The sequence below is a fragment of the Aeromonas sp. HMWF017 genome (assembly GCF_003061465.1).
Lineage (GTDB): Bacteria > Pseudomonadota > Gammaproteobacteria > Enterobacterales > Aeromonadaceae > Aeromonas > Aeromonas veronii.
In genome coordinates, this window is the sequence record NZ_QAJD01000105.1 from 21,356 (window position 1) to 45,255 (window position 23,900).

The 23,900-nt window shown below is 57.4% G+C and carries 24 protein-coding genes; 16 read left to right on the plus strand and 8 right to left on the minus strand.

The window, feature by feature from the left end:
* Nucleotides 1-11 precede the first annotated feature (11 nt).
* Nucleotides 12-854 (plus strand): bifunctional methylenetetrahydrofolate dehydrogenase/methenyltetrahydrofolate cyclohydrolase FolD, encoded by an 843-nt coding sequence (gene folD, locus DBR30_RS10370; RefSeq protein WP_375135845.1) that lies wholly within the window; start codon nt 12-14, stop codon nt 852-854.
* Between the two features lie 116 nt (nt 855-970).
* Here folD and cspD read toward each other — a convergent pair whose 3' ends face one another.
* Nucleotides 971-1,189: a cold shock-like protein CspD gene (gene cspD, locus DBR30_RS10375; protein ID WP_005300025.1), complete on the minus strand. Its 219-nt coding sequence runs from the start codon at nt 1,187-1,189 to the stop codon at nt 971-973.
* Between the two features lie 229 nt (nt 1,190-1,418).
* Here cspD and clpS point away from each other — a divergent pair, with 229 nt between their 5' ends.
* Both clpS and clpA read left to right on the plus strand, forming a co-directional pair.
* Nucleotides 1,419-1,736 (plus strand): ATP-dependent Clp protease adapter ClpS, encoded by a 318-nt coding sequence (gene clpS / locus DBR30_RS10380; protein WP_005337111.1) that lies wholly within the window; start codon nt 1,419-1,421, stop codon nt 1,734-1,736.
* 59 nt (nt 1,737-1,795) lie between these two features.
* Nucleotides 1,796-4,051: an ATP-dependent Clp protease ATP-binding subunit ClpA gene (gene clpA, locus DBR30_RS10385; protein WP_100653551.1), complete on the plus strand. Its 2,256-nt coding sequence runs from the start codon at nt 1,796-1,798 to the stop codon at nt 4,049-4,051.
* Between the two features lie 68 nt (nt 4,052-4,119).
* On the opposite strand, the gene infA is transcribed toward clpA, so the two are convergent.
* From infA to aat, 3 genes are all read right to left on the minus strand, one after another.
* Nucleotides 4,120-4,338 carry a translation initiation factor IF-1 gene (gene infA, locus DBR30_RS10390; RefSeq protein ID WP_005300033.1) on the minus strand — a complete coding sequence of 73 codons (219 nt, stop codon included), beginning with the start codon at nt 4,336-4,338 and terminating at the stop codon, nt 4,120-4,122.
* Nucleotides 4,339-4,406: 68 nt separating this feature from the next.
* Nucleotides 4,407-5,123, minus strand: a complete 717-nt coding sequence (locus tag DBR30_RS10395; protein ID WP_108542676.1) for an arginyltransferase — start codon at nt 5,121-5,123, stop codon at nt 4,407-4,409.
* Nucleotides 5,120-5,827, minus strand: a complete 708-nt coding sequence (aat, locus tag DBR30_RS10400; RefSeq protein ID WP_042080501.1) for a leucyl/phenylalanyl-tRNA--protein transferase — start codon at nt 5,825-5,827, stop codon at nt 5,120-5,122. Before aat ends, DBR30_RS10395 begins: the two co-directional genes overlap by 4 nt.
* A 19-nt stretch (nt 5,828-5,846) precedes the next feature.
* Between aat and DBR30_RS10405 the strand changes: the two genes are divergently transcribed.
* Nucleotides 5,847-6,317, plus strand: a complete 471-nt coding sequence (locus tag DBR30_RS10405; RefSeq protein ID WP_005337104.1) for a glycine zipper 2TM domain-containing protein — start codon at nt 5,847-5,849, stop codon at nt 6,315-6,317.
* Nucleotides 6,318-6,425: 108 nt separating this feature from the next.
* Here DBR30_RS10405 and DBR30_RS10410 read toward each other — a convergent pair whose 3' ends face one another.
* The 3 genes from DBR30_RS10410 to ald all read right to left on the minus strand — a co-directional run bounded on the left by DBR30_RS10410 (nt 6,426) and on the right by ald (nt 9,987).
* Complete coding sequence (locus tag DBR30_RS10410) at nt 6,426-7,673, minus strand: diguanylate cyclase (RefSeq protein ID WP_019445529.1); 1,248 nt, start codon at nt 7,671-7,673, stop codon at nt 6,426-6,428.
* A gap of 62 nt (nt 7,674-7,735) precedes the next feature.
* Complete coding sequence (gene trxB, locus DBR30_RS10415; protein ID WP_019445530.1) at nt 7,736-8,686, minus strand: thioredoxin-disulfide reductase; 951 nt, start codon at nt 8,684-8,686, stop codon at nt 7,736-7,738.
* Nucleotides 8,687-8,871: 185 nt separating this feature from the next.
* Complete coding sequence (gene ald, locus DBR30_RS10420) at nt 8,872-9,987, minus strand: alanine dehydrogenase (RefSeq protein ID WP_005337098.1); 1,116 nt, start codon at nt 9,985-9,987, stop codon at nt 8,872-8,874.
* Nucleotides 9,988-10,137: 150 nt separating this feature from the next.
* Here ald and lrp point away from each other — a divergent pair, with 150 nt between their 5' ends.
* From lrp to serS, 5 genes are all read left to right on the plus strand, one after another.
* Complete coding sequence (gene lrp / locus DBR30_RS10425; protein ID WP_005300047.1) at nt 10,138-10,629, plus strand: leucine-responsive transcriptional regulator Lrp; 492 nt, start codon at nt 10,138-10,140, stop codon at nt 10,627-10,629.
* 202 nt (nt 10,630-10,831) lie between these two features.
* Nucleotides 10,832-13,348, plus strand: a complete 2,517-nt coding sequence (locus DBR30_RS10430) for a DNA translocase FtsK (RefSeq protein WP_108588335.1) — start codon at nt 10,832-10,834, stop codon at nt 13,346-13,348.
* Nucleotides 13,349-13,428: 80 nt separating this feature from the next.
* On the plus strand, nt 13,429-14,037 hold the full coding sequence (gene lolA / locus DBR30_RS10435) for an outer membrane lipoprotein chaperone LolA (RefSeq protein WP_041234445.1): 609 nt from the start codon (nt 13,429-13,431) through the stop codon (nt 14,035-14,037).
* A gap of 76 nt (nt 14,038-14,113) precedes the next feature.
* On the plus strand, nt 14,114-15,451 hold the full coding sequence (locus DBR30_RS10440) for a replication-associated recombination protein A (RefSeq protein WP_108542675.1): 1,338 nt from the start codon (nt 14,114-14,116) through the stop codon (nt 15,449-15,451).
* 306 nt (nt 15,452-15,757) lie between these two features.
* On the plus strand, nt 15,758-17,053 hold the full coding sequence (gene serS / locus DBR30_RS10445) for a serine--tRNA ligase (RefSeq protein ID WP_108542674.1): 1,296 nt from the start codon (nt 15,758-15,760) through the stop codon (nt 17,051-17,053).
* A gap of 2 nt (nt 17,054-17,055) precedes the next feature.
* Here the strand turns inward: serS and DBR30_RS21225 are convergent, their stop codons facing one another.
* Nucleotides 17,056-17,232, minus strand: a complete 177-nt coding sequence (locus DBR30_RS21225; RefSeq protein WP_181363541.1) for a hypothetical protein — start codon at nt 17,230-17,232, stop codon at nt 17,056-17,058.
* Nucleotides 17,233-17,240: 8 nt separating this feature from the next.
* Here DBR30_RS21225 and DBR30_RS10450 point away from each other — a divergent pair, with 8 nt between their 5' ends.
* The 7 genes from DBR30_RS10450 to DBR30_RS10480 form a co-directional block, all read left to right on the plus strand.
* Complete coding sequence (locus tag DBR30_RS10450) at nt 17,241-17,729, plus strand: CvpA family protein (RefSeq protein ID WP_005337086.1); 489 nt, start codon at nt 17,241-17,243, stop codon at nt 17,727-17,729.
* Between the two features lie 21 nt (nt 17,730-17,750).
* A complete protein-coding gene (purF, locus tag DBR30_RS10455; protein ID WP_108542673.1) occupies nt 17,751-19,271 on the plus strand; it encodes an amidophosphoribosyltransferase in 1,521 nt (506 codons plus the stop codon).
* 218 nt (nt 19,272-19,489) lie between these two features.
* The gene (miaE, locus tag DBR30_RS10460; RefSeq protein ID WP_108542672.1) at nt 19,490-20,248 is read left to right on the plus strand and encodes a tRNA isopentenyl-2-thiomethyl-A-37 hydroxylase MiaE; all 759 of its coding nucleotides are present in this window, start codon (nt 19,490-19,492) and stop codon (nt 20,246-20,248) included.
* A gap of 303 nt (nt 20,249-20,551) precedes the next feature.
* The gene (adk, locus tag DBR30_RS10465; RefSeq protein WP_005337083.1) at nt 20,552-21,196 is read left to right on the plus strand and encodes an adenylate kinase; all 645 of its coding nucleotides are present in this window, start codon (nt 20,552-20,554) and stop codon (nt 21,194-21,196) included.
* A 98-nt stretch (nt 21,197-21,294) separates the two neighbouring features.
* A complete protein-coding gene (hemH, locus tag DBR30_RS10470) occupies nt 21,295-22,269 on the plus strand; it encodes a ferrochelatase (protein WP_181363542.1) in 975 nt (324 codons plus the stop codon).
* A gap of 34 nt (nt 22,270-22,303) precedes the next feature.
* Complete coding sequence (locus DBR30_RS10475; RefSeq protein WP_108542670.1) at nt 22,304-22,696, plus strand: MAPEG family protein; 393 nt, start codon at nt 22,304-22,306, stop codon at nt 22,694-22,696.
* A gap of 186 nt (nt 22,697-22,882) precedes the next feature.
* Nucleotides 22,883-23,900 (plus strand): inosine/guanosine kinase (locus tag DBR30_RS10480; RefSeq protein WP_258224390.1); only part of this gene is annotated, 1,018 nt, incomplete at its 3' end.

Genomic DNA, 23,900 nt, shown 5'->3' on the forward strand with positions numbered 1-23,900 from the left:
TGTCTGCCAAAATCATAGATGGAAAACAGGTTGCGCAAACGATTCGCAGCCAGGTCGCGGCGCAAGTCCAACAGCGGTTGGCGGCAGGGAAACGGGCTCCAGGGCTGGCAGTCATTCTGGTGGGGGCGGATCCCGCCTCTCAGGTCTATGTCGGCAGCAAACGCCGGGCATGTGAGGAGGTGGGGTTTCTCTCCCGATCCTATGACCTGAGTGCCACTGCCAGTCAGGAAGAGCTGCTGGCGCTGATTGACCAGCTGAATGCGGATAGCCACGTAGATGGCATTCTGGTTCAGTTGCCGTTGCCGGATCACTTTGATACCACTCAGGTGCTGGAGCGGATCCAGCCTGACAAGGATGTAGATGGATTCCACCCGTATAACGTCGGCCGTCTGGCACAACGTATTCCGGCGCTGCGCCCCTGCACTCCGAAAGGGATCATGACGCTGATCGAGACCACCGGCGTGAAGACACATGGTCTGCATGCGGTTGTGGTGGGAGCGTCCAACATAGTGGGGCGTCCCATGACCCTCGAATTGTTGCTGGCGGGCTGCACAACTACGACCTGTCACCGCTTTACCCGGGATCTGGAAGGTCAGGTACGCCGTGCCGATCTGCTGGTTGTCGCAGTCGGCAAGCCCAACTTCATCCCTGGGGAGTGGATCAAACCGGGGGCACTGGTGATCGATGTGGGCATCAACCGTCTGGCTGATGGCTCGCTGGTCGGGGATGTAGAGTTTGAGACGGCGCGCAGCCATGCCTCCTTCATTACCCCGGTACCCGGTGGCGTGGGCCCGATGACGGTCGCCAGCCTGATGGAAAATACCCTGATCGCCTGTAGTGAATATCACGACTGATCATGGCTGGTGATAACCTGTGATCCCGTGAGGAGGCAGGATTCGCCAGAAATCTGACAATAAAAAACCGGTTGCTCAGAGAGGAACCGGTTTTTTATTTATCCAACGGGTGTTATTTACATATTTTGTGCTTCGTTTGGCACAATTACAGAGGCGTGATTTCCTTTCGGCCCCTGTTGAAGTTCAAAATTGACAGCCTGACCCGCTTTCAGGGTCTTGTAGCCCTCCATTTGAATCGTGGAGTAGTGAGCGAAGATATCCTCACCGCCACCTTCCGGACAGATAAACCCAAATCCTTTTGCGTTGTTAAACCACTTAACTGTGCCGGTTGCCATACTTCTACATCCTTTTATTGATTACCCAGAAGTCGTTGAGTAACCTGCGCCAGCCCTTTATAACTAGGGACATGAGCCCATAGCAGACGGGCACAGATTAGCAAGTAACCAATCTAGTCTAACTTTTGAGCGAGTCAAGGAGTTGTTAACAACTGATGTGATCTGGTTAACAAGTCTATTGACAAGCTTGTGTGAGACGGTAGTAATCTAGAGGTACCAAAGCGCGATTATGAGCAAGCAGAAAGAACTCTTTGCTAATGAAGAGATTGCAGAAGCAGAGAAAACAAAGCTGCAGCCGCCACCTATGTATAAGGTTGTGTTGAACAACGATGACTACACCCCGATGGAGTTCGTGGTGGAGGTGCTGCAAAAGTTCTTTGGTATGGATTTGGACAAGGCGACTCAGGTCATGCTGAGTGTGCATTATAGTGGTAAGGGTGTCTGCGGCATGTTTACCGCAGAGATCGCCGAAACCAAGGTTGTCCAAGTCAACACCTATGCACGTAACAACGAACATCCACTGCTCTGTACTATGGAAAAGGCTTGAATCTGATGACTTGATGGCGAGTGTGACACCACATTGTAGCTGTACTAGGGGAGGTGCCTATGTTGAATAAAGATCTAGAAAAGACGCTGAACGAGGCTTTCAAACTGGCCCGTGACGAGCGCCACGAATTCATGACCGTCGAGCACCTGTTGTTAGCCCTTCTGGATAACAGTTCAGCCCATGAGGCGCTGAGCTCTTGTGGTGCCGATGTTGAGCAGATGCGCAAGGAGATCCGCGCATTCATCACCCAAACTACTCCGCTCATACCGCGCGATGATGAAGATCGTGAAACCCAGCCGACACTGGGCTTCCAGCGCGTGTTGCAGCGTGCCGTCTTCCATGTGCAATCCTCCGGCAATACCGAAGTCAGCGGTGCCAACGTGCTGGTCGCTATCTTCAGTGAGCAGGAGTCACAAGCTGCCTATTTCCTGAAAAAAGCCGAGATCAGCCGTCTCGACGTCGTCAATTTCCTCTCCCACGGGGTGCGCAAGGATAACAAGCCGGATCTCGGCAGCAATAACAATCCCGAGTCTGATGATGATGTTTCGGCCGCCCAGATCGAAAGCTTTGCCACCAACCTGAACCAGCTGGTGCTGGAAGGGCGCATCGATCCGCTGATTGGCCGTGATCAGGAGCTCAATCGTACCATTCAGGTGCTCTGCCGTCGTCGCAAGAACAACCCGCTGCTGGTGGGTGAAGCGGGTGTGGGCAAAACTGCTATTGCTGAAGGCTTGGCCTATCGCATCGTCAAGGGGGATGTCCCCGAGGTGATTGCGGGCAGTACCATCTATTCGCTGGACATGGGGTCTCTGCTGGCGGGCACCAAATACCGTGGGGATTTCGAGAAGCGCCTCAAGGTACTGCTCAAGCAGATTGAGCGTCAGGAAGGGGCCATCCTCTTTATCGACGAGATCCATACCATCATTGGTGCCGGTGCTGCTTCCGGTGGTCAGCTGGATGCGGCCAACCTGATCAAGCCACTGCTCTCAAATGGTTTGCTCCGCTGTGTGGGCTCCACCACTTATCAGGAGTACGCCCAGATCTTCGAGAAAGACCGTGCGCTGGCCCGTCGCTTCCAGAAGATCGATATTGTCGAGCCGACTATCGATGACACCACTCGCATCCTGATGGGGCTCAAGAGTCGCTACGAAGCCCACCACGGTGTACGCTATACCGCCAAGGCGATCCGTGCAGCTGCCGAGCTCTCTGCCAAGTACATCAATGATCGTCACCTACCCGACAAGGCGATCGATGTGATCGACGAGGCGGGCGCCGGTCAACGGTTGCTGCCTGCGAGCAAGCGCAAGAAAGTGATCAATGTGCAGGAGATTGAGTCCATAGTGGCCAAGATCGCCCGCATTCCGGAGAAATCAGTTTCTTCCTCGGATAAAGAGGTACTGAAGAACCTGGAGCGCAATTTGAAGATGGTGGTCTTTGGTCAGGATAAAGCCATCGAGGTGCTGACGGACGCGATTCGCCTTTCTCGTTCAGGACTTGGCAACGAGCGTCGCCCGGTTGGTTGCTTCCTCTTTGCCGGTCCTACCGGTGTCGGTAAAACAGAGGTGACCCAGCAGTTGGGCAAGGCGCTGGGTGTCGAGATGCTGCGCTTTGATATGTCCGAGTACATGGAGCGTCACACCGTCTCACGTCTGATTGGTGCGCCTCCCGGCTATGTTGGTTTTGAGCAGGGTGGTCTGCTGACTGATGCGGTGATCAAGCATCCTCATTCCGTCGTGTTGCTCGACGAGATTGAGAAGGCGCATCCGGATGTATTCAATCTACTGCTGCAGGTGATGGACAACGGCACCTTGACCGATAACAACGGGCGCAAGGCGGATTTCCGTAACGTCATTTTGGTGATGACTACCAACGCCGGTGTGCAGGAGACCCAACGCAAATCGATTGGCTTCCAGCAACAAGATTTGAGCCACGATGCCATGGCGGTGATCAACAAGACCTTCAGTCCGGAGTTCCGTAATCGGCTTGATCACACCATCTGGTTCAACCATCTCGATATGACGGTGATCCATCAGGTGGTCGACAAGTTCATTGTCGAATTGCAGGTTCAACTGGATGCGAAGGGAGTTTCTCTCGAGGTGTCCGAGCGTGCCCGCCACTGGTTGGCAGAGAAGGGATATGACAGAGCCATGGGGGCCAGACCGATGGGTCGGGTAATCCAGGAGCACCTCAAGAAGCCCCTGGCCAACGAGATCCTGTTTGGTTCACTGGTTGACGGGGGGATAGTGAAGGTTGAGTTGGTAAATGACAGCCTCAGCTTTGATTTTCAGGTCAATGTTGAAGCTGTTTCCCACTAAGCGTCAGTGATCAGAAAACGACAAAAAACCCCAACCGAAAGGTTGGGGTTTTTTGCTGAATTCCTGGCTTAGCGAGAGCGGAAAACAATACGTCCCTTGGAGAGATCGTAGGGAGTCAGTGCTACCGTTACTTTGTCTCCAGTCAGGATACGAATGTAGTTTTTGCGCATCTTGCCTGAAATATGAGCGATAACCACGTGACCATTCTCCAGTTCCACACGGAACATGGTATTGGGCAGGGTTTCGAGAATAGTGCCCTGCATCTCAATACTGTCTTCTTTAGCCATTGAATCCTCTTGATAAGCCACAACAAAAAACCGCTGGATCATGCCGGATTTAAGGCTATGTGTAAAGTTTACTCGGGCTTGGTGTCGATATTTTTCCATTCCCCCTGAATTAACAGCTCATGAGGGAGGTAATTGCGTTTGTAATTCATCTTGCGACACGCCTCCACCAGATAGCCAAGATAGAGCCAGCTTCGCCCGGTTCGTCTGACCAGATCAAGCTGGCAGAGGATGGCAAAGGTGCCCAGGGAGCGATCGGCATAATCCGGATCGAAGAATGTGTACATGGCGCTCAAGGAGTGGGGCAGCAGGTCTGTGGTGGCGACACCGATCAGGCGGCCCTCTTTGCGCATCTCCAGGTAGAGCGGCGGCATCCAGTCACAATGGAGAAACCCGCGATACTGGCTACGGTTGGGGGGATACATGCTGCCATCGTGATGGCGTTCGCGGATATAACGTTCGTAGAGCAGGTAATACTCGGGCTTGTCATCGTAGCTCAGGACGATCTCGATATCCCTGTTGAGCTGGCGGATCCGCTTCTGGCCGCGGCTGGGACGAAAGCGTTCGCTGTGAATACGAAGGGATTGGCAGGCATGGCACGCCGGGCAGTGGGGGCGATAGATGTCGTTGCCACTGCGGCGAAAACCGGCAGTCAACAATCGCTCGTAACCGTTGGCGTTGAGCAGATTGTGATCCATCAGCACCAGCAACTGCTCCTGTTCATGGTCCAGATAACTGCAGGGATGCTTGGGAGTCAGCCCTACTTTGAGGATCACTTCTTCAGTCATAAGCTGATCTCCCCCTCTTGCCAGCAGGAAGCCAACAGTGGTTGATGGCCAAGGCGCGCCAGCTCAGCCAGAAAACGGGCCCGTGGCCACTCCTCGATACCCAGGGTCGCCAGAAACGGGTTTTGCATCTGGCAATCGATGAGGGCGCCGTGATGGCGGGCGAAGTGGCGACAGAGTGCCACCATGGCAAGTTTGGCGCCGTTATCAATCCGGCTGAACATGGATTCACCGCAAAACAGTCGGCCGATAGAGAGGCCATACAGTCCCGCTTGCAGCTCTCCCTCCTGCCAGATCTCGATAGAGTGGGCATGACCCAGCCGATGCAACTGCTGGTAGGCCTCGATCATGGGTTGGCTGATCCAGGTGCCATCGGCAGTGCGACGAGGGGCGGCGCAGGCGGTAATGACTTCATTAAAGGCGCGATTGACAGAAATATCGAATGGGGTACGTCGGATAATCTTCTGCAGTGTCCGCCCCACATGGAGTTGGTCGGGACGGATCACCCCGCGGGGATCCGGTGACCACCACAGGGTCGGTTGGTGGGGTTCATTCCACGGGAAGATCCCCTTGTGATAAGCTGCCAGCAATCTGGCCGGGGAGAGATCTCCGCCGATTGCCAGCAAGCCGTTGGGCTCTTCCAGCGCATGGCTGGGGTCGGGAAACCAGCAAAGCTCATCATCCAGTTGGGTGAGATAGCGAGACATAAGGCAACGAGGTTCATAGATGAAGGCCATTATCCTGATAGTATCCAGCTTGCTCTGCTTTGTCACGGCGCCCGCCGGGGCGGAGGTCTATCAGCGCAATACTGCGCGGCCCGTCAATCAGGTGGTGTTTGGTCAGGTCGAAACGGTGCGCAATATTACCCAGCGCCAGATCCTGGAGTCCGAGCACTCTGGCTGGAAGACGCTGGGTGGTGCCGTGTTGGGCGGTCTGCTGGGCAACCAGTTTGGCGGCGGTCATGGCCGTGAAATCGCCACCGCCGTCGGCGCGCTTGCAGGTGCTGCAGCTGCGCAGCAATACCAGTCCGGGGGAACCGTGGTGGAAAACAAGTTGGTGGAGCTGCTGATCCGCAACGAGCAAAATGCCCTTATCAACGTGATCCAGGATTATGATCCCGCCATGGTCTTTGCCAATGGGGACAAGGTGCGCATTCTCTACTTCGATGATGGGGTGCGGGTCGACAAGACTTACTGACTTTCGATAGTCATGGTGATGGGGAGACTGTGGCAGGGAAGGAACCCGCAGACTCTCCTGTCGGAAAGTCTGTCGGGCGGTAATACACGGGACTGATGCCCTGAGGATTCAGATAGTTATCTCTTGAGAGACTATCTTGTCGCGACCGGTGTTCTTTGCCTGATAGAGCAGCCGATCCGCTACGCTCAGCGCCTCGTCCATGGATATCCGCCCGACGCTGATCACGCCGTAACTGGCGCGAACAAAGAGCGGGGTTTCCGGTGACAAGGGTTGCTGGCGCAGCTGCTGACGCAGCCCTTCAAGACGCTTGATCAACACGGGGACGGTACAGTGAGGCACCATCATGGCAAACTCCTCTCCGCCAAAGCGGGCGATCATGGCATCGGGGAAGAACTGGGTCAGTAGCCGGGTTAGATGGCAGAGCAGTTGATCGCCGATGGCATGGCCCCAGTGATCGTTGACCTGCTTGAAGTGATCCACATCGAGCACACAGAGTGCCAGAGGCGTCTGCTGGCGCTGATGCTCTTCAAACCATTTTTGCCCTTCGTTGAACCAGTAGCGCCGGTTGTAGAGACCGGTCAGGTAGTCACGATTGGCTGACTCCTGAATGCTGTTGAACTGCTCGAGGGCTTCCAGATTGTGGCTGACCCGACACTGCAGCTCTTCCGGCTCGAACGGCTGGTTGAGAAAGTCGTTGGCGCCCTGCTTGAGATAGCGAGCAGAGAGACCGCGCTTGTCCGAGACCGAGATCCCGATAATCGCGAGCTGCTGCTTGCTGTAACGCTCTCTCAGCATCCGCACCAGACTGATGCCATCGATATCCGGCATATAGTAGTCGACCAGTGCCAGCCGGATGTCCGGGTGTTGCTCCAGCATCGCCATCGCTTCACGGGCATGACTGGCCTCATGCACCTGCAACAACTGCTTGCGCAACTGGGCCATGGTGCGGTGACGGGAGGTGCGTGAGTCGTCGACTACCAGCACTTCGATCGACTGGTTGAGATAGAGGCGGTGCACCAGACTGACGGCATATTGCAGCGAGTGGCGCGAATCCTTCATCACGTAGTCCAGCACGCCGGTTTCCAGCCAGGCGGCACGTTTATCCTCGCTGATGTCGGCAGTGAGGATCACCACCGGCAAACCTCGAGCCAGCAGCTCGTTGACCGCTTCGCCACGGGGCGCATCCGGCAAGGTCAGGTCCACCAGCGCGACCACATACTCCTCGCCCCGGCAGTGACGAGCACCTTCGAGGGTATCGAAGGCGTCAATCTCGAGGCCTGTCTGCTGGGCAATGGCCTGAGTCAGCATACGGCGGATGGTCAGGCTATCTTCGACAATCAATATCTTCTGTTTCATTAGACTCCTTTAAATAAAAAAGGCATACCGACTGGTATGCCTTATATCACAACTACGCTTGTTTATTGCGCGTCGAGGTAGCGTTCAGCATCGAGGGCTGCCATACAGCCGGTACCGGCAGAGGTGATCGCCTGACGGTAGTTGTGGTCGGCCACGTCGCCGGCAGCGAAGACACCTTCAATACTGGTCTGGGTTGCAAAACCGTCGAGGCCGCCACGTACCTTCAGATAGCCGTTTTGCATCTCCAGCTGGCCATCGAAGATCTGGGTATTGGGCTGATGGCCGATGGCGATGAAGACCCCCATCAGCGGCAGCTCGCTGGTGCTGTTGTCCTGAGTGTTGCGCAGGCGCACACCGGTGACCCCCATCTGATCCCCCAGCACTTCGTCCAGAGTCTGGTGGGTGTGCAGCACGATATTGCCGCTCGCGACCTTGTCGTGCAGACGCTTGATCAGGATCTTCTCGGCACGGAACTCGTCGCGGCGGTGGATCAGGTGCACCTTCTTGGCGATGTTGGCCAGATACAAGGCTTCTTCAACTGCGGTGTTGCCGCCGCCAATCACCGCCACTTCCTGATTGCGGTAGAAGAAACCGTCACAGGTGGCACAGGCGGAGACGCCGCGCCCCTTGAAGGCCTCTTCGGAGGGCAGACCCAGATACTTTGCGGAGGCGCCGGTCGCGATGATCAGGGCATCGCAGGTGTACTCGCCGTTGTCGCCCTTGAGGCGGAACGGGCGCTGAGTCAGTTCGACACTGTTGATGTGATCAAACAGGATGCGGGTGTCGAACTTCTCTGCATGCTCTTTCATGCGCTCCATCAGGGCAGGGCCGGTCAGCCCTTCCGGATCACCTGGCCAGTTTTCCACTTCGGTGGTGGTGGTCAGCTGACCCCCTTGCTGCATGCCGGTGATGAGCAGGGGATTGAGGTTGGCGCGGGCGGCGTAGACGGCCGCGGTGTAACCGGCCGGGCCTGACCCTAAGATCAGCAATTTGCTGTGAGTGACTTGGCTCATGATGTCATTTCCGGGATGTGATGAGTTTGCGCGATTGTAGGTAATTCGTGATCCGGGGTCAAAGGCTGGTGAGTCGATTGCACTAATCGTGTTCACAAGGGGTGACATGCAAAATAAAGGAATAAAAAAACCGCCCATCGCGGGCGGATTTTCACTCATCTCCAACTGGCTCAGGCCAGCGCAGATCAGTTCAGCAGGGTCAGGGGATCCGTGTAGGCAAGGCCATGTGCCACGGCCACTTCCTTGCAGGTGAGCTTGCCCTCCATCACGTTGAGCCCGTGCAGCAGGTTGGGATCGCTCAGCAGTGCCTGACGATACCCTTGCTGGGCCAGCTTGATAATAAAGGGGAGGGTGGCATTGTTGAGCGCCACGGTCGAGGTGCGGGCCACCGCCCCCGGCATGTTGGCGACACAGTAGTGCACCACCTCATCGACAATATAGGTCGGATCCTGGTGGGTGGTGGCGTGGGAGGTTTCCACACAGCCGCCTTGATCGATGGCCACATCGACGATGGCAGAACCCGGCTTCATGCGCGCAATGTGGTCACGGCGGACAAGTTTTGGCGCAGTGGCACCCGGTACCAGCACGCCACCGATGACCAGATCGGCCGCCAGCAGATGGCGTTCCAGGGTCTCGCTATTGGAGTAGACCACCTTGGCCGCTCCCTGGAACTCGTTATCAAGACGACGCAGGGTATCGACGTTGTTGTCGAGGATGGTCACATCCGCGCGGAGGCCAATGGCCATGCGGGCTGCATTGGAGCCGACCACGCCGCCGCCGATGATCACCACCTTGGCCGGTTCGACACCGGGTACGCCGCCAAGCAGCACACCGCTCCCCCCGCGCGATTTTTCCAGCGCCTGGGCACCCGCCTGAATCGACATGCGTCCGGCAACTTCCGACATGGGGGCCAGCAGGGGCAGGCCGCCACGGCCGTCGGTGACGGTTTCATAGGCGATACAGATGGCGCCGCTTTTCAGCAGGGCTTCGGTCTGGGGCAAGTCTGGCGCCAGATGCAGATAGGTGAACAGGGTCTGACCCGGACGCAGCATGGCACATTCGACAGGCTGAGGTTCCTTGACCTTGACGATCATCTCGGCTTTGGCGAAAACCTCTGCTGCAGAGGCCAAAATTTCGGCTCCAACAGCGATATAATCTGCATCGCTGAAGCCAATGCCGTTTCCGGCACCGCTTTGGACGAAAACAGTATGGTTTCGTGCTGTCAGTTCACGTACACTGGCCGGAACCATGCCTACGCGGTATTCATGGTTTTTTATCTCTTTAGGTACACCGATAATCATGCTATCCCTCGTCTATAGATTGGTGTTTCATGTTGCCAAAATGTTAACCAACATTTGCGCCTAGTATATTCAGGTATTGACAGGATTTGTGACCATAATTATAAAATGACTGGTGATTCTTACCAAAAAATAGCCAAAGGATGGAATAAAATGATGGAAGCTAAGAGTCGGCTAAAGGATTTGGACAGGATTGACCGCAACATTCTTAATGAACTGCAAAAGGATGGCAGGATTTCGAATGTTGAGTTGTCCAAGCGAGTTGGCCTGAGTCCTACACCGTGTCTGGAACGGGTTCGTCGCCTCGAGCGACAAGGTTATATCGAAGGATATGCCGCTATTCTGAACCCTCATTATCTGGACGCATCTCTGCTGGTGTTTGTAGAGATAACCCTCAATCGCGGGGCGCCTGATGTGTTTGAACAGTTCAACAAGGCTGTTCAGGTGCTCGAAGAGATCCAGGAGTGTCATCTGGTTTCCGGTGACTTCGACTATCTGCTCAAGACCCGAGTCAGCGACATGTCGGCTTACCGCCGTCTGTTGGGGGAAACCCTGCTGCGTCTGCCCGGTGTCAATGACACCCGCACCTATGTGGTGATGGAAGAGGTCAAGCAGAGCAGTCGTCTGGTGATCAGCACCCGATAAAGCAGGTTATGCCGTGGTGTCTTTTCCATATGAGACACCATGACAGTCAGAAACGAGCGGCCGGTCCGCTCGTTTCTTCTTGTAAAGATAATTGCAAATATGGCCCCGTCCCATCAGGCTCTGGCTGACAATCGATGGGCTTTTCGGGGATACTAGGCCCCCTTATTTCCTGCATTACATGTTTTCAGAAAGGAGCCGGAGTTTGGCCGATAAAAAGCTGTTTACTCCTTTATCAGGTACACAACGGATCTTCGAAGCCGTCTTGATCGCCATCACCCTGATGGCTGCTTATCTTCTGCTTGCCCTGTTGTCCTATCATCCCGCTGATCCCGGCTGGTCCCAGACCTCCTGGCAAGGGGAGGTGAAGAACCTCGCCGGTAGTGCCGGTGCCTGGCTCGCCGACATCACCATGTTTACCTTTGGTGCTTTCTCCTATCTGGTGCCGCCGCTGGTGGTACTGCTGGGCTGGAGTCTGTTCTGGCGCCCGAGCCGTCTGCTCGATGTGGATTACCTCACCTTGGGGGTGCGGATCATCGGCTTTATCCTGACTGTGCTCGGCATGTCGGCCATTGCCAGCATGAACTTCAACGATATGCAAAACTTCTCCGCCGGTGGTCTGGTGGGGGATGTGATCGCTTCTGCAGTGGTACCGCTGTTTGGCGGCGTCGGGGCCAACCTGATGCTGCTCTGCTTCGTGGCAACCGGCATCACCCTGTTTACCGGCTGGTCCTGGCTCACCATCGTCGAGCAGATCGGCGCGGCCTGTACCGGTTCGGTCAGCGCTGTTTACCACTTCCCGACCACCCTCGGCCGTTGGCTGACCGGTGGCTGGCGTCAACCCCGCAACGAGGGGCCTGATCCCTTGCTGGAAGGCGGGGTAGGGGCCATCGCGTTTGATGATGAGGAAGATGAGCCACACACCAGCTGGACGCGCAAGCCCAAGGCCAAGAATCAGAAGGCTGCCGCCGAAGAGTGGCTGCCGGAACTCGACGACGATACCTTCGAGTTCGATCCCCAGTTTGATGATGAAGATGATGAGCCGGCTCCGGCTGCCAAGCCTAAACGTGCGGTGGCGGCCGCCAATGGTCGCCGCCAGCCGGTACTGGCTGTGGCCGATGACGATGATGAGGACGATCTGGATCTGCCCTGGGCCGAAGGGGACGACGAGGTCGCCGCGCCGGTAGCCGTCGCACCGACCAAGCCCAAGCGTCGTCCGCAGTCAACAATGCCGCCGTTGCCGAGTATCGAACTGCTCGACAGACCGCCAGCCAAGACTCAGATGATGAGCAAGGATGAGCTGGATCGCATGGGCCGTTTGGTGGAGGCCAAACTTGCCGACTACAACGTGCAGGCCAAGGTGGTCAGTGTCTATCCGGGTCCGGTCATTACCCGTTTTGAACTGGATCTGGCTCCGGGCATGAAGGCGAGCAAGATCACCAACCTCTCGCGTGATCTGGCCCGTTCCCTCTCTGCCAGCAGCGTGCGGGTGGTGGAAGTGATCCCGGGTAAAACCTATGTCGGTATCGAGCTGCCCAACCGGGTGCGCCAGACCGTTTACCTGCGTGAAACCCTCGACTGCGATGCTTTCCGCGATAGCCGCAACCCGCTCACCATGGGCCTGGGTCAGGACATCGCCGGCGAGCCGGTGGTGGTGAACCTGGCCAAGATGCCGCACCTGCTGGTGGCCGGTACCACAGGTTCCGGTAAGTCGGTAGGGGTCAACACCATGATCATCTCGATGCTCTACAAGTCATCCCCCGATGATCTGCGCTTTATCATGATCGACCCCAAGATGCTGGAACTCTCGGTCTACGAAGGGATCCCGCATCTGCTGACCGAGGTGGTGACCGACATGAAGGATGCCGCCAACGCCCTGCGCTGGTGTGTGGGCGAGATGGAGCGCCGTTACAAGCTGATGTCGGCAGTCGGGGTGCGCAACCTCAAGGGCTACAACGACAAGGTACTGGCTGCCATCGAGGAGGGGGAACCCCTGTTGGATCCGTTGTGGCGCCCGGGTGACTCCATGGATCAGATGCCGCCAGAGTTGGAGAAACTGCCTCACATCGTGGTGGTGGTGGACGAATTTGCCGACATGATGATGATCGTCGGCAAGAAGGTGGAAGAGCTGATCGCCCGTATCGCCCAGAAGGCGCGGGCCGCCGGTATTCACCTTATTTTGGCAACCCAGCGTCCGTCGGTGGATGTCATCACCGGTCTTATCAAGGCCAACATCCCGACCCGTATTTCGTTCCAGGTGTCGAGCAAGATCGACTCGCGCACCATCATCGATCAGGGCGGCGCCGAATCTCTGCTCGGCATGGGCGACATGCTCTATATGCCGGCCGGTACCTCCAACCCGACCCGGGTACACGGTGCGTTTGTCGATGACCACGAAGTGCACAAGGTGGTGGCAGACTGGAAACTGCGCGGCGAGCCGAACTACATCGAGGAGATCCTCTCCGGTGAGTCGGGTGGCGAAGGTGGCAGCGGCGAATATGGCGGTGGTGGCGATGAAGAGCTGGACCCCCTGTTCGACGAAGCGGTCGCTTTTGTGGTGGAGTCTCGCCGTGGCTCGACCTCCAGCGTCCAGCGCAAGTTCAAGATTGGTTACAACCGGGCAGCCCGTCTCATCGAGCAGATGGAGAATCAGGGCATCGTCAGTTCACCGGGTGGCAATGGTCAGCGCGACGTGCTGGCACCGCCGCCGGTGCGGGACTAAGCCTCACCGTTTCATACTATCCCTGGCCATGCCCTCCGCGGGCGTGGCCTTTTATCGAGAGCGTCTTTATGAAGAGCGTGATGAAAAAACAACTGTTGATGGGTACCGTGCTGCTGATGGCCAGCAGCCAGGTGTGGGCCGATGCGGCCAGCGACCTCAAACAGAAGCTGGCGGGGGTGAGCCTCTTCTCCGCCAAATTTGCCCAGACCGTCTATGACAGCAAGGGCAAGGAGCTGCAAAAGGCCAGCGGCGACCTGCTGGTGCAGCGGCCAAACCGTTTCAACTGGCACACCACTTTGCCGGACGAGAGCCTGATCGTGGCAGATGGTCAGGATGTCTGGGTCTATGATCCCTTCGTCGAGCAGGTCACAGCCCTCAAGCTGAAAGATGCGGTGCTCAACACCCCCTTTATTCTGATCGCTGGCAATGACGACAAGTTCTGGAAGAACTATGACGTGACCCAGCAGGGAGATGTCTATACCGTCACCAGCCGCAACAAGGATGAGCTGATCGCCTCCTTCCGTGTCACCTTCGACAGACAAGACAACATCAGTCGTTTCGATGTGAAAGAGGCGCAAGGGCAGTGGAGTGAATTCACCCTGAGCAGCTTCAACCGCAAGCCGGTGCTCAAGGGCAACGAATTTGTTTTCAAGATCCCGAAGGGGGTCGAGCTGGACGACCAGCGCTAATGAGCAAGCGGTCGTTGGATTGCTCGCCACTGCGCCAGTCAAAGGTGAGTGGCGTGACGCTGGGTGGTCAATACAGATGAGCAACTTGTCGCTGGATTTTTCATCGGACTTTCGTCCGCTGGCGGCCCGGATGCGGCCGCAAAACCTCGACCAGTATATCGGTCAGCAACATATCCTGGGGGCTGACAAGCCCCTGCGCAAAGCAATTCTGGCGGGTCACTGTCACTCGATGATCCTGTGGGGGCCACCCGGTACCGGCAAGACAACGCTGGCGGAGTTGATGGCTCACTACTGCCAGGCGGAAGTGGAGCGACTCTCTGCGGTCACCTCCGGCATCAAGGAGATCCGCGCCGCCATCGACAAGGCGAAGGAGAACAGCTGGCGCGGGGTACGTACCATCCTGTTCGTGGATGAAGTGCACCGCTTCAACAAGAGCCAGCAGGATGTGTTCCTGCCTCACATCGAAGATGGCACTATCACCTTTATCGGGGCCACCACCGAAAACCCCTCGTTCGAACTCAACAACGCACTGCTCTCACGAGCCCGGGTCTATCTGCTCAAGCGACTGGAGGAGAGTGATATTCTCGCCATGCTCGATCAGGCGATGACCGATCCCCGTGGTCTCAATGATCCGGCACTCACCTTTGCCCCCGGCGTCAAAGAGGCGCTGGCCAAGGCAGTTGATGGGGACGGGCGAAAATCCCTCAACTATCTGGAGCTGTTAGCCGACATGGCCGAAACCGACAGCACTGGGAGTCGGGTGATCGATAGTGCCCTGCTCGCCGCCGTGGTGGGGGAGCACGTGGCCCGCTTCGACAAGGGGGGCGATCACTTCTACGACCTCATCTCGGCGGTGCACAAATCCATTCGCGGCTCGGCGCCGGATGCGGCGCTCTATTGGTACGCCCGTATGGTGAGCGCCGGTTGCGATCCCCTCTATATTGCCCGCCGCTTGCTGGCGATTGCCTCGGAAGATGTGGGCAATGCCGATCCCCGTGCTATGCAGGTCGCCCTGTCGGCCTGGGATTGCTTTCACCGGATCGGGCCAGCGGAAGGGGAGCGGGCTATCGCCCAGGCGATCGTCTATCTCGCCTGCGCCCCGAAAAGCAATGCGGTCTACACCGCTTGGAAGGCGGCGCTTCATGATGCCAAAAACCTCCCTGACTTCGAGGTGCCGGTACACCTGCGCAATGCGCCGACCAAGCTGATGAGCGATCTGGGCTATGGCGCCGAGTATCGCTATGCCCATGACGAGCCGGGCGCCTATGCCGCTGGCGAGCAGTATTTTCCGCCCGAGCTGGCAGGCAAGCAGTACTACCAGCCCACCGATCGCGGCCTTGAAAAGCAGATTGGTCAGAAGCTCGATTACCTCCATGAACTGGACAGGCAAAGTCCGCAGCAACGGGGCAAATAGCCCCTTTGTTACCCCGCGTGGCTGAAAATTGGTCAGGCGTTTGAATATGCAGGACGGTTTGCGTGCCAAAGTCGGTAAAAACGACACAAATAGTCCCTGTTCGGGCGGGGGGGCGGTCTGCTACACTGCCCGTCTGACCCCGCTTGTCTTGGCCTTGCGCCATCTTCTTGATCTCGAAGGCCTGATTGTTAAGGCCCGATTCTGAAGACGATTGGGGTGCGCCAACCGATGTTAACTTCCGGATCTGTTTCCCAGCCCGTCATGACGACTCAGGCCCAGATCCCATTTTAAAAAAGTAGGTAAACCATGCTGGATCCCAAATATCTGCGCAGCGATATCGAAGAGGCTGCCGCTCGTCTGGCGACACGTGGCTACGTTCTGGACGTAGCGGCTGTCAACGCTCTGGAAGAGAAACGCAAGGATCTGCAGTCCCGTACCCAGGAGCTGCAGGCCGAGCGCAACGCCCGCTCCAAATCCATCGGTGAAGCTGCCCGTCGTGGTGAAGATGTTGCCCCGCTCAAGGCCGAAGTGACCAAGATCAACGACGAGCTGGAAACCAGCAAGGTCGAGCTGGATGCCCTGCTGGCCCAGCTGAAAGCCATTGCCGACGCCATCCCCAACCTGCCGAGCGAGACTACTCCGGTGGGCCGTGACGAGAACGACAACGTGGAAGTGCGCCGCTGGGGTACCCCGCGCGAGTTCAGCTTCCCGGTACGCGATCACATCGATCTGGGCGAAGCGGCCAAGGGCGTTGACTTCAAGAACGGCGTCAAACTATCCGGTACCCGTTTTGTGGTGATGAAGGGTCAGATTGCCCGTCTGCACCGAGCCCTGGCTCAGTTCATGCTGGATCTGCACACCCAGCAGCACGGTTACACCGAGTGCTATGTGCCCTATCTGGTGAACCCGGACAGCCTCTATGGCACCGGCCAGTTGCCGAAATTTGCCCAGGACTTGTTCAACACCGGTATCGAGGGTGAAGGGGAAGAAGAGGGCAAGCTGCGCAAGTTCTCCCTGATCCCGACCTCCGAAGTGCCGCTCACCAACATGGCCCGTGACGAGATCTTTGACGCGCAAGAGCTGCCGATCAAGATGACCGCTCACAGCCCCTGTTTCCGCTCTGAAGCCGGTTCCTACGGTCGTGATACCCGTGGCCTTATCCGTATGCACCAGTTCGACAAGGTTGAAATGGTTCAGCTGGTTCACCCGGAGCAATCCTGGGATGCACTGGAAGAGATGGTGGGTCACGCCGAGAAGGTGCTGCAACTGCTGGAGCTGCCGTATCGCGTGATGGCGCTCTCTACCGGTGATATGGGCTTCTGTGCCTCCAAGACCTACGATCTGGAAGTGTGGCTGCCGGCCCAGAACACCTATCGCGAGATCTCCTCCGTCTCCAACTGCACCGACTTCCAGGCGCGCCGCATGCAGGCTCGCGTGCGTATCGACGGCAAGCCGCAGCTGCTGCACACCCTGAATGGCTCCGGTCTGGCGGTGGGTCGTACCCTGGTTGCCGTGATGGAGAACTACCAGCAGGAAGATGGCCGCATCGCCATCCCGGCTGCGCTGCAATCCTACATGGGTGGCCTGACCCACATCGGGTAAGCTCACACCGCAGACCACAACGCCATGGCATTGCCATGGCGTTGTGCATTTTGGCGCCGATCAACCGTTTTAGTGCTGAAAAATTGCGGCTTTTCGGCGTCGCTTTGAACAGTTAACACATTTTTATCAAGCAATGCGCAATCGTTTTTGTTAGACTGCGCCGCAATTTCGCAGGACATCTTTTTCTATGGTCTGGATTGATTACGCCATCATCGGCATCGTCGGTTTCTCTGCTCTCATCAGCCTGGTGCGCGGCTTCGTCAAGGAGGCCATGTCTCTTGTCACCTGGTTCGTCGCCTTCTTTATTGCCAGCCATTTCTATCCCGATCTCGCCGTCTATTTCACCTCCTTCTCCGACGCGCTGGTTCGCAACGGTCTGGCCATCGCGGCGCTGTTTGTGGCGACCCTGATCCTCGGCAGTGTGGTCAACTATGTGGTGGGCCTGTTGGTGGACAAGACGGGTCTCTCCGGTACCGATCGGGTGCTGGGGGTCTGCTTCGGTGCAATTCGCGGGGTGCTGATCGTCAGTGCCCTGCTTTTTTTCATGGATACCTTCACCAGCCTCTCCCAGAGCGACTGGTGGGTGGCGTCCAAGCTGGTGCCGGAGTTCAAGCCGGTGATCCAGTGGTTTTTCGGGTTCATGTTGAACTCATCCAGTTTTCTTAAACAGGTATAGTGACTTCGAGGTAGCAAAGACATGTGTGGTATTGTCGGTATAGTTGGCACCACCCCCGTCAATCAGGCCCTCTACGACGCCTTGACGGTGTTGCAGCACAGGGGACAGGATGCCGCCGGGATCGTGACCATTGAGAGTGGAAACTTCCGGCAACGCAAGGCCAATGGCCTGGTGAAGGACGTGTTTGAAGTGCGCCACATGCAGCGTCTGCAAGGGAACATCGGCATAGGTCATGTCAGATACCCCACCGCAGGCAGCTCAAGTGCCGCGGAAGCCCAACCTTTTTATGTGAACTCGCCCTACGGCATGGTGCTGGCCCATAACGGCAACCTCACCAACGCCAAGGAGCTCAAGGAGCAGCAGTTCAAGGTCGCCCGCCGTCACATCAACACCACCTCCGACTCGGAAGTGTTGCTGAACGTGCTGGCCCACGAGCTGGATCGCTGCGACAAGATGGCGCTGCGCCCCGAAGATATCTTCGCTGCGGTGCGCAGAACCCATCAGCAGATCCGCGGCGCTTACGCGGTGGTCTCGCTGGTGATTGGCCATGGCCTCATCGGCTTTCGTGATCCCAACGGCATTCGCCCGCTGATCCTCGGTCGTCGTCAGGATGATCAGGGCCAGGTTGAGTACATGCTCGCCTCCGAGAGCGTGGCGCTCGACGCCATCGGTTTCGAGACGGTGCGGGATATTGCGCCGGGTGAAGCCATCTACATCACCGAGCAGGGCCAGCTCTTCTCCGAGCAGTGTGCGGAGAACCCGCAGATGAGCTCCTGCATCTTCGAATACGTCTACTTCGCTCGTCCCGATTCGTGCATCGACAAGGTCTCGGTCTACGCCGCCCGCCTCAACATGGGTCGCAAGCTGGGTCAGAAGATTGCCCGCGAGTGGGAAGATCTCGACGTCGATGTGGTTATCCCCATCCCCGAGACCTCCTGTGACGTGGCGCTGGAGATCGCTCACACCCTGGATCTGCCATACCGTCAGGGCTTCGTGAAGAACCGCTACATCGGTCGTACCTTCATCATGCCGGGCCAGACCCAGCGCAAGAAGTCGGTGCGTCGCAAACTCAACGCCATCAGCTCCGAATTCAAGGGCAAAAAGGTGTTGCTGGTGGATGATTCCATCGTGCGTGGTACCACGTCCGAGCAGATCATCCAGATGGCCCGTGAAGCGGGGGCAGCCAAGGTCTACTTCGCCTCGGCGGCGCCGGAAATTCGCTTCCCCAACGTCTATGGCATCGATATGCCCACCGCCAACGAGCTGATCGCCCACGGCCGTGAAGTGGAAGAGGTGTGCAAGCTGATTGGTGCCGATGGCCTGATTTTCCAGGATCTGGAAGATCTGGAAGAAGCCGTGCGGGAGATCAACCCGGATCTGCGTCACTTCGAGACCTCGGTGTTCAATGGCCACTACGTCACCTCCGACGTGGATCAGTCCTATCTGGATCACCTCAACGCCCTGCGCAACGATGACACCAAAGCGGTGCGTGAATGGCAGGAAGGCACCAGCAATCTGGAAATTTTTAACGAAGGCAGTTAAACGTTTGCGGTTTTGCCGGATGGGATAGCGAGATGGGGGCCAGTGGCCCCCATTGTCGTTTCTGCCGCGCACGGGCAGAAGGAGGAGGGGATATCTGTTTGAAAAATATCCGTTTATCGTGCCGGATATGGGCATGGTCAGCGGGATCCGCTAGCATAGGCGGCAACATATATGACCGATACGCTTTTAACCTGCGTGTTTAACAAACGAGAGTTCAGATGGATGATCTGCTAGCCCCAGTGCGCCAGTTTTTGCAGTGCGAGACCCCGGATGAGTGGGTGGAGATGGCGCGGGATCCGGCCCGTTTACCGACCCTGCTTATCGATCACGCCAACTGCGAGACCAAGGCCGCACTCACCGCCCACAGTCTGGTGCGCCGCTACTGCCTGCCCAAGGGCAAGCGCCATCTGCTGCCCAAGCTGGAGTTTTATCGCGAGCTGGATGCCATTCCGGAGAAGGCCGAGATCCTGGGCAAACGCAGCATGGGGGAGTCTGATCGCACTGTCTTTGCCGAGCTGGAGCGCAACCCGCTGCTGTTTCCCATGGTGCGGCTGATTCAGGAGGAGTTGCATCACTTCGAGCAGGTGCTGGAGATCATGCAGGCCCGCGGCATCGAGTACGGGCCGGTGACGGCCTCTCGCTATGCCCGCCAATTGATGCAGCATGTGCGCACCCATGAACCGGCCACCATAGTCGATAAGATGATCATCGGCGCCTATATAGAGGCCCGCTCTTGCGAGCGGTTTGCCAAGCTGGCGCCCCATCTGGATGAAGATCTGAGTCGCTTCTACGTCTCCTTGCTGCGCTCCGAGGCGCGCCACTATCAGGATTACCTGAGCCTGGCCGAACAGTACGCAGGCGAGGATATCAGCGAGCGGGTGGCCTTCTTTGGCAAGCTGGAAGCCGAGCTTATCTGCTCGCCGGATCCGCAGTTCAGGTTCCATAGCGGCCTGCCTGTCACATCTGACAGTTGTTGACGCACAGGGGGCAAACTACTATTGCCCTGTTCCTACTACGAGCGACAAGTAGTTACTTTTGAGCGCAATTCCCGGCCCCGAGCCGGGATCTTTTTTTCTGCCGTACCTCCTTCCTGCATGTGGCGCTCTATGCTGAATCCCTGGCTATTTTTGCGTCTGTCCCTTGCGATGAAATCCTGTTCGATCAGCCGGTTATTGTGGCGATAAAGTGCTCATTCAGGTGGTTCACCCTTGTAGAAACGGGCGAAACCGTGTACTTTTTTGCCTTCGCAAGATTTGAATAACCAATCAATAGGAGCGTGTATGCGCATTGTTCTGTTGGGGGCTCCGGGCGCCGGCAAAGGTACCCAGGCTCAGTTCATCATGGAAAAACACGGTATTCCCCAGATCTCCACCGGCGACATGCTGCGTGCGGCGATCAAAGCGGGCACCGAGCTCGGTCTGAAAGCCAAAGCTGTGATGGACGCAGGTCAGCTGGTCTCTGACGACATCATCATCGGTCTGGTGAAAGAGCGCATCGCTCAGCCGGACTGCGCCAAAGGCTTCCTGTTGGACGGTTTCCCGCGCACCATTCCCCAGGCGCAAGCCATGAAGGACGCCGGTGTCGTGGTTGATTTCGTGCTGGAGTTCGATGTGCCGGACGAAGAGATCGTCAAGCGCATGAGCGGCCGTCGCGTTCACTCCGGCTCAGGCCGTACCTACCATGTGGTGTTCAACCCGCCGAAAGTGGAAGGCAAGGATGACGTGACCGGTGAAGATCTGGTGATCCGCGCCGACGACGAAGAGACCACAGTACGCAAGCGTCTGGATGTATATCATCAGCAGACCGCGCCGCTGATCGGTTTCTACGGCAAAGAGGCGGAAGCGGGCCACACCCGTTACGTCAAGATCGACGGCACCCAGCCGGTTGATCTGGTCAGCAAGCAGCTTGCCACCATTCTGGGCTGATCTTTGCTGCCGGCACTGTTTCCCGTGCCATCAGATAAATAAAGAGAAGGGCCCTGTCGGGCCCTTTTTGCATAATGACAGATAGACAGGAAGCCAACGTGACCACGAAAACCGGAATATTGCTGGTCAATCTGGGTACCCCAGCCGCACCGACCACCGCTGCCGTCAAAGCGTTCCTCAGCCAGTTCCTGCACGATCCCCGTGTGGTGGACCTGCCCCGTTACCTCTGGTGTCCGCTGCTCCACTTCATCATCTTGCCGACGCGCTCGCCCAAAGTGGCCAAGCTCTATCAGCAGGTGTGGACCGAGCAGGGCTCGCCGCTGATGGTAATAAGCAAGCAGCAGCGCGCCGCACTGGAGCAGGAGCTTAAGCGGGAGGGCGTCGATGTGCCGGTGGAGCTGGCGATGACCTATGGTTCCCCGTCAGTGAATGATGGCTGGCAGGCGCTCAAGGCCAAAGGGGTCAACCGGGTGATCCTGTTGCCGCTCTATCCGCAATATTCGGTCAGTACCACCGCCTCGGTCTTCGATGCCTGGGGCAAGGCGATGAAGATAGAGCGCAATCTGCCGGTGGTACGGCTCATTCGTGATTATCACGCCCATCCCGAATACATACAGGCGCTGGCCATGAGCGTGCGCCGTCACTGGGAGCTGCACGGTCAGGGTGATCACCTGCTGATGTCGTTCCACGGTATTCCCGAGCGCTACGAGAACGAAGGGGACCCCTATGGTCACCAGTGTCGCCATACCGCCAGCTTGCTGGCAGAGGCGCTCGGGCTGGAGGCCGGGCAGTGGACGGCCAGTTTCCAGTCCCGCTTTGGCAAGGAGGAGTGGCTCAAGCCCTACACAGACGTGACCATTGCTGGCCTGCCTGCCGCCGGGGTCAAGCGGCTCGATGTGATTTGCCCCGCTTTTGCCGCCGACTGCCTCGAAACCCTCGAGGAAATTCAGGTGCAGAACCGGGAGATCTTCATGGAGTCCGGTGGCGAGCGGTTTGAATATATTCCGGCCCTCAACAGCGATCAGGCCCACATCAGGATGATGGTCTCGCTCATTTGCCGCGAATTGGCATGAGTGACCGGCAGTCAGTCAAACAAGGAGTCGAGTCATGGTACATATCACGCTGATCTACGCAGGCCTGCTGGGGCTGCTGTTTCTGGGGCTCTCCTTCTGGGTGGTCAAACGCCGCGCCCAGTTCGGGGTGATGATAGGGCAGGGGGAGGCCCCCGAGCTGCTGGCGGCGATCCGGGCCCACGGCAATTTTGCCGAGTATGTGCCGCTGACCCTGCTGCTGATGGCGCTGTGCGAGCTCTCCGGTGCCGGTGCGCTCTGGCTGCATGTGGGGGGCGCCATGCTGTTGGTCGGCCGCATCCTGCATGCCATCGGCATCCAGATCCCCAAAGCCCCCAATGTGCCCCGTTTTCTGGGCACCTTGCTGTTCTGGCTCGCCCTCGGCCTCTTCTCGGTGCTGGCTCTGTTGCAGGGCATGGCGGCCGCCTGAAAACAGGCGCTTTTGTATGCTATGGAACCACCCCGGGTTGGGTGGTTTTTTTATGGTGAAAAGGCAAACGTTTTTCCTTGCAGGCCTTGTCTATACTGACTCCATTATTTAAACAGGGCGACTTTTCGGGGCGGCGGATTGTGTTAAAATCCCGCCCCTCTTTCCCCCAGAGCACAGAACATTGCCATGAAATTTCCCGGTCAGCGCAAGTCCAAACACTACTTCCCTGTCGACAGACGCGATCCCCTGGTGCCGCAAAATCCCCTGTTAACCGAGCTGGGCAAAGCCTACGTCGTCGGGATTGATCAGACCCTGGTTGATATTGAAGCCCATGTGGATGAAGACTTTCTGACCCGTTATGGTCTGAGCAAGGGGCACTCCGTCGTCATCAATGACGATGTAGCCGAACGGATTTATGACGAGCTCAAGGCCAACAACATGGTAGTGAGCGAGTTTGCCGGTGGCACTATCGGCAACACGGTACACAACTACTCGGTGCTGGCCGATTCTCACTCCATCCTGCTGGGTGTGATGAGTCAGGATATTCGCATCGGCTGCTACGCCTACCGTTATCTGTGCAACACCTCTTCCCGCGTCAATCTGGACTACCTGCAGCCGGTTGATGGTCCCATCGGCCGTTGCTTCACCTTCATCACCGAGTGTGGCGAGCGCAGCTTCGGCATCAACGCCGGCAAGATGAACCAGCTGGATGTGCAGCACATTCCGGAGGATGTGATCAAAGGGGCATCTGCACTGGTGATCACCGCCTATCTGGTGCGCGGTGACGATGGTGATCCGATGAAAGAGGCGGCCATGACCGCGGTGCGTTATGCCCGCGAGGCCGGTATTCCCGTGGTGCTGACCCTGGGCACCCGTTTCGTCATCGACGAAAACCCCCAGTGGTGGCGTGACTTCATTGCCGAGAACGTGACTGTACTGGCGATGAACGAAGACGAAGGTGAAGCCCTGACCGGTATCGCAGATCCGCTAGGTGCGGCCGACAAGGCGCTGGATTGGGCTGACATGGTGCTCTGTACTGCTGGCCCCATCGGCCTCTACATGGCGAGCTACACCGACGAGGACTACAAGCGCGAGACCACTCATACCCTGTTGCCGGGCGTTATCCCCGAGTTCAACATGTATGAGTTCAGCCGCCCGATGGCCCGTGCCAAGTGCCGCAAACCGGCACGTATCTACTCCCACA

What these genes read in the sequence shown, in the direction of transcription:
- clpA (WP_100653551.1), top strand. Translation starts at nt 1,796, where the DNA reads ATGTTGAATAAAGATCTAGAAAAGACGCTGAACGAGGCTTTCAAACTG.
- infA (WP_005300033.1), bottom strand. Translation starts at nt 4,338, where the DNA reads ATGGCTAAAGAAGACAGTATTGAGATGCAGGGCACTATTCTCGAAACC.
- trxB (WP_019445530.1), bottom strand. Translation starts at nt 8,686, where the DNA reads ATGAGCCAAGTCACTCACAGCAAATTGCTGATCTTAGGGTCAGGCCCG.
- DBR30_RS10450 (WP_005337086.1), top strand. Translation starts at nt 17,241, where the DNA reads ATGGTCTGGATTGATTACGCCATCATCGGCATCGTCGGTTTCTCTGCT.
- adk (WP_005337083.1), top strand. Translation starts at nt 20,552, where the DNA reads ATGCGCATTGTTCTGTTGGGGGCTCCGGGCGCCGGCAAAGGTACCCAG.
- DBR30_RS10475 (WP_108542670.1), top strand. Translation starts at nt 22,304, where the DNA reads ATGGTACATATCACGCTGATCTACGCAGGCCTGCTGGGGCTGCTGTTT.
- cspD (WP_005300025.1), bottom strand. Translation starts at nt 1,189, where the DNA reads ATGGCAACCGGCACAGTTAAGTGGTTTAACAACGCAAAAGGATTTGGG.
- serS (WP_108542674.1), top strand. Translation starts at nt 15,758, where the DNA reads ATGCTGGATCCCAAATATCTGCGCAGCGATATCGAAGAGGCTGCCGCT.
- DBR30_RS10440 (WP_108542675.1), top strand. Translation starts at nt 14,114, where the DNA reads ATGAGCAACTTGTCGCTGGATTTTTCATCGGACTTTCGTCCGCTGGCG.
- DBR30_RS21225 (WP_181363541.1), bottom strand. Translation starts at nt 17,232, where the DNA reads ATGTCCTGCGAAATTGCGGCGCAGTCTAACAAAAACGATTGCGCATTG.
- aat (WP_042080501.1), bottom strand. Translation starts at nt 5,827, where the DNA reads ATGTCTCGCTATCTCACCCAACTGGATGATGAGCTTTGCTGGTTTCCC.
- DBR30_RS10395 (WP_108542676.1), bottom strand. Translation starts at nt 5,123, where the DNA reads ATGACTGAAGAAGTGATCCTCAAAGTAGGGCTGACTCCCAAGCATCCC.
- purF (WP_108542673.1), top strand. Translation starts at nt 17,751, where the DNA reads ATGTGTGGTATTGTCGGTATAGTTGGCACCACCCCCGTCAATCAGGCC.
- ald (WP_005337098.1), bottom strand. Translation starts at nt 9,987, where the DNA reads ATGATTATCGGTGTACCTAAAGAGATAAAAAACCATGAATACCGCGTA.
- clpS (WP_005337111.1), top strand. Translation starts at nt 1,419, where the DNA reads ATGAGCAAGCAGAAAGAACTCTTTGCTAATGAAGAGATTGCAGAAGCA.
- lolA (WP_041234445.1), top strand. Translation starts at nt 13,429, where the DNA reads ATGAAAAAACAACTGTTGATGGGTACCGTGCTGCTGATGGCCAGCAGC.
- DBR30_RS10405 (WP_005337104.1), top strand. Translation starts at nt 5,847, where the DNA reads ATGAAGGCCATTATCCTGATAGTATCCAGCTTGCTCTGCTTTGTCACG.
- miaE (WP_108542672.1), top strand. Translation starts at nt 19,490, where the DNA reads ATGGATGATCTGCTAGCCCCAGTGCGCCAGTTTTTGCAGTGCGAGACC.
- lrp (WP_005300047.1), top strand. Translation starts at nt 10,138, where the DNA reads ATGATGGAAGCTAAGAGTCGGCTAAAGGATTTGGACAGGATTGACCGC.
- DBR30_RS10410 (WP_019445529.1), bottom strand. Translation starts at nt 7,673, where the DNA reads ATGAAACAGAAGATATTGATTGTCGAAGATAGCCTGACCATCCGCCGT.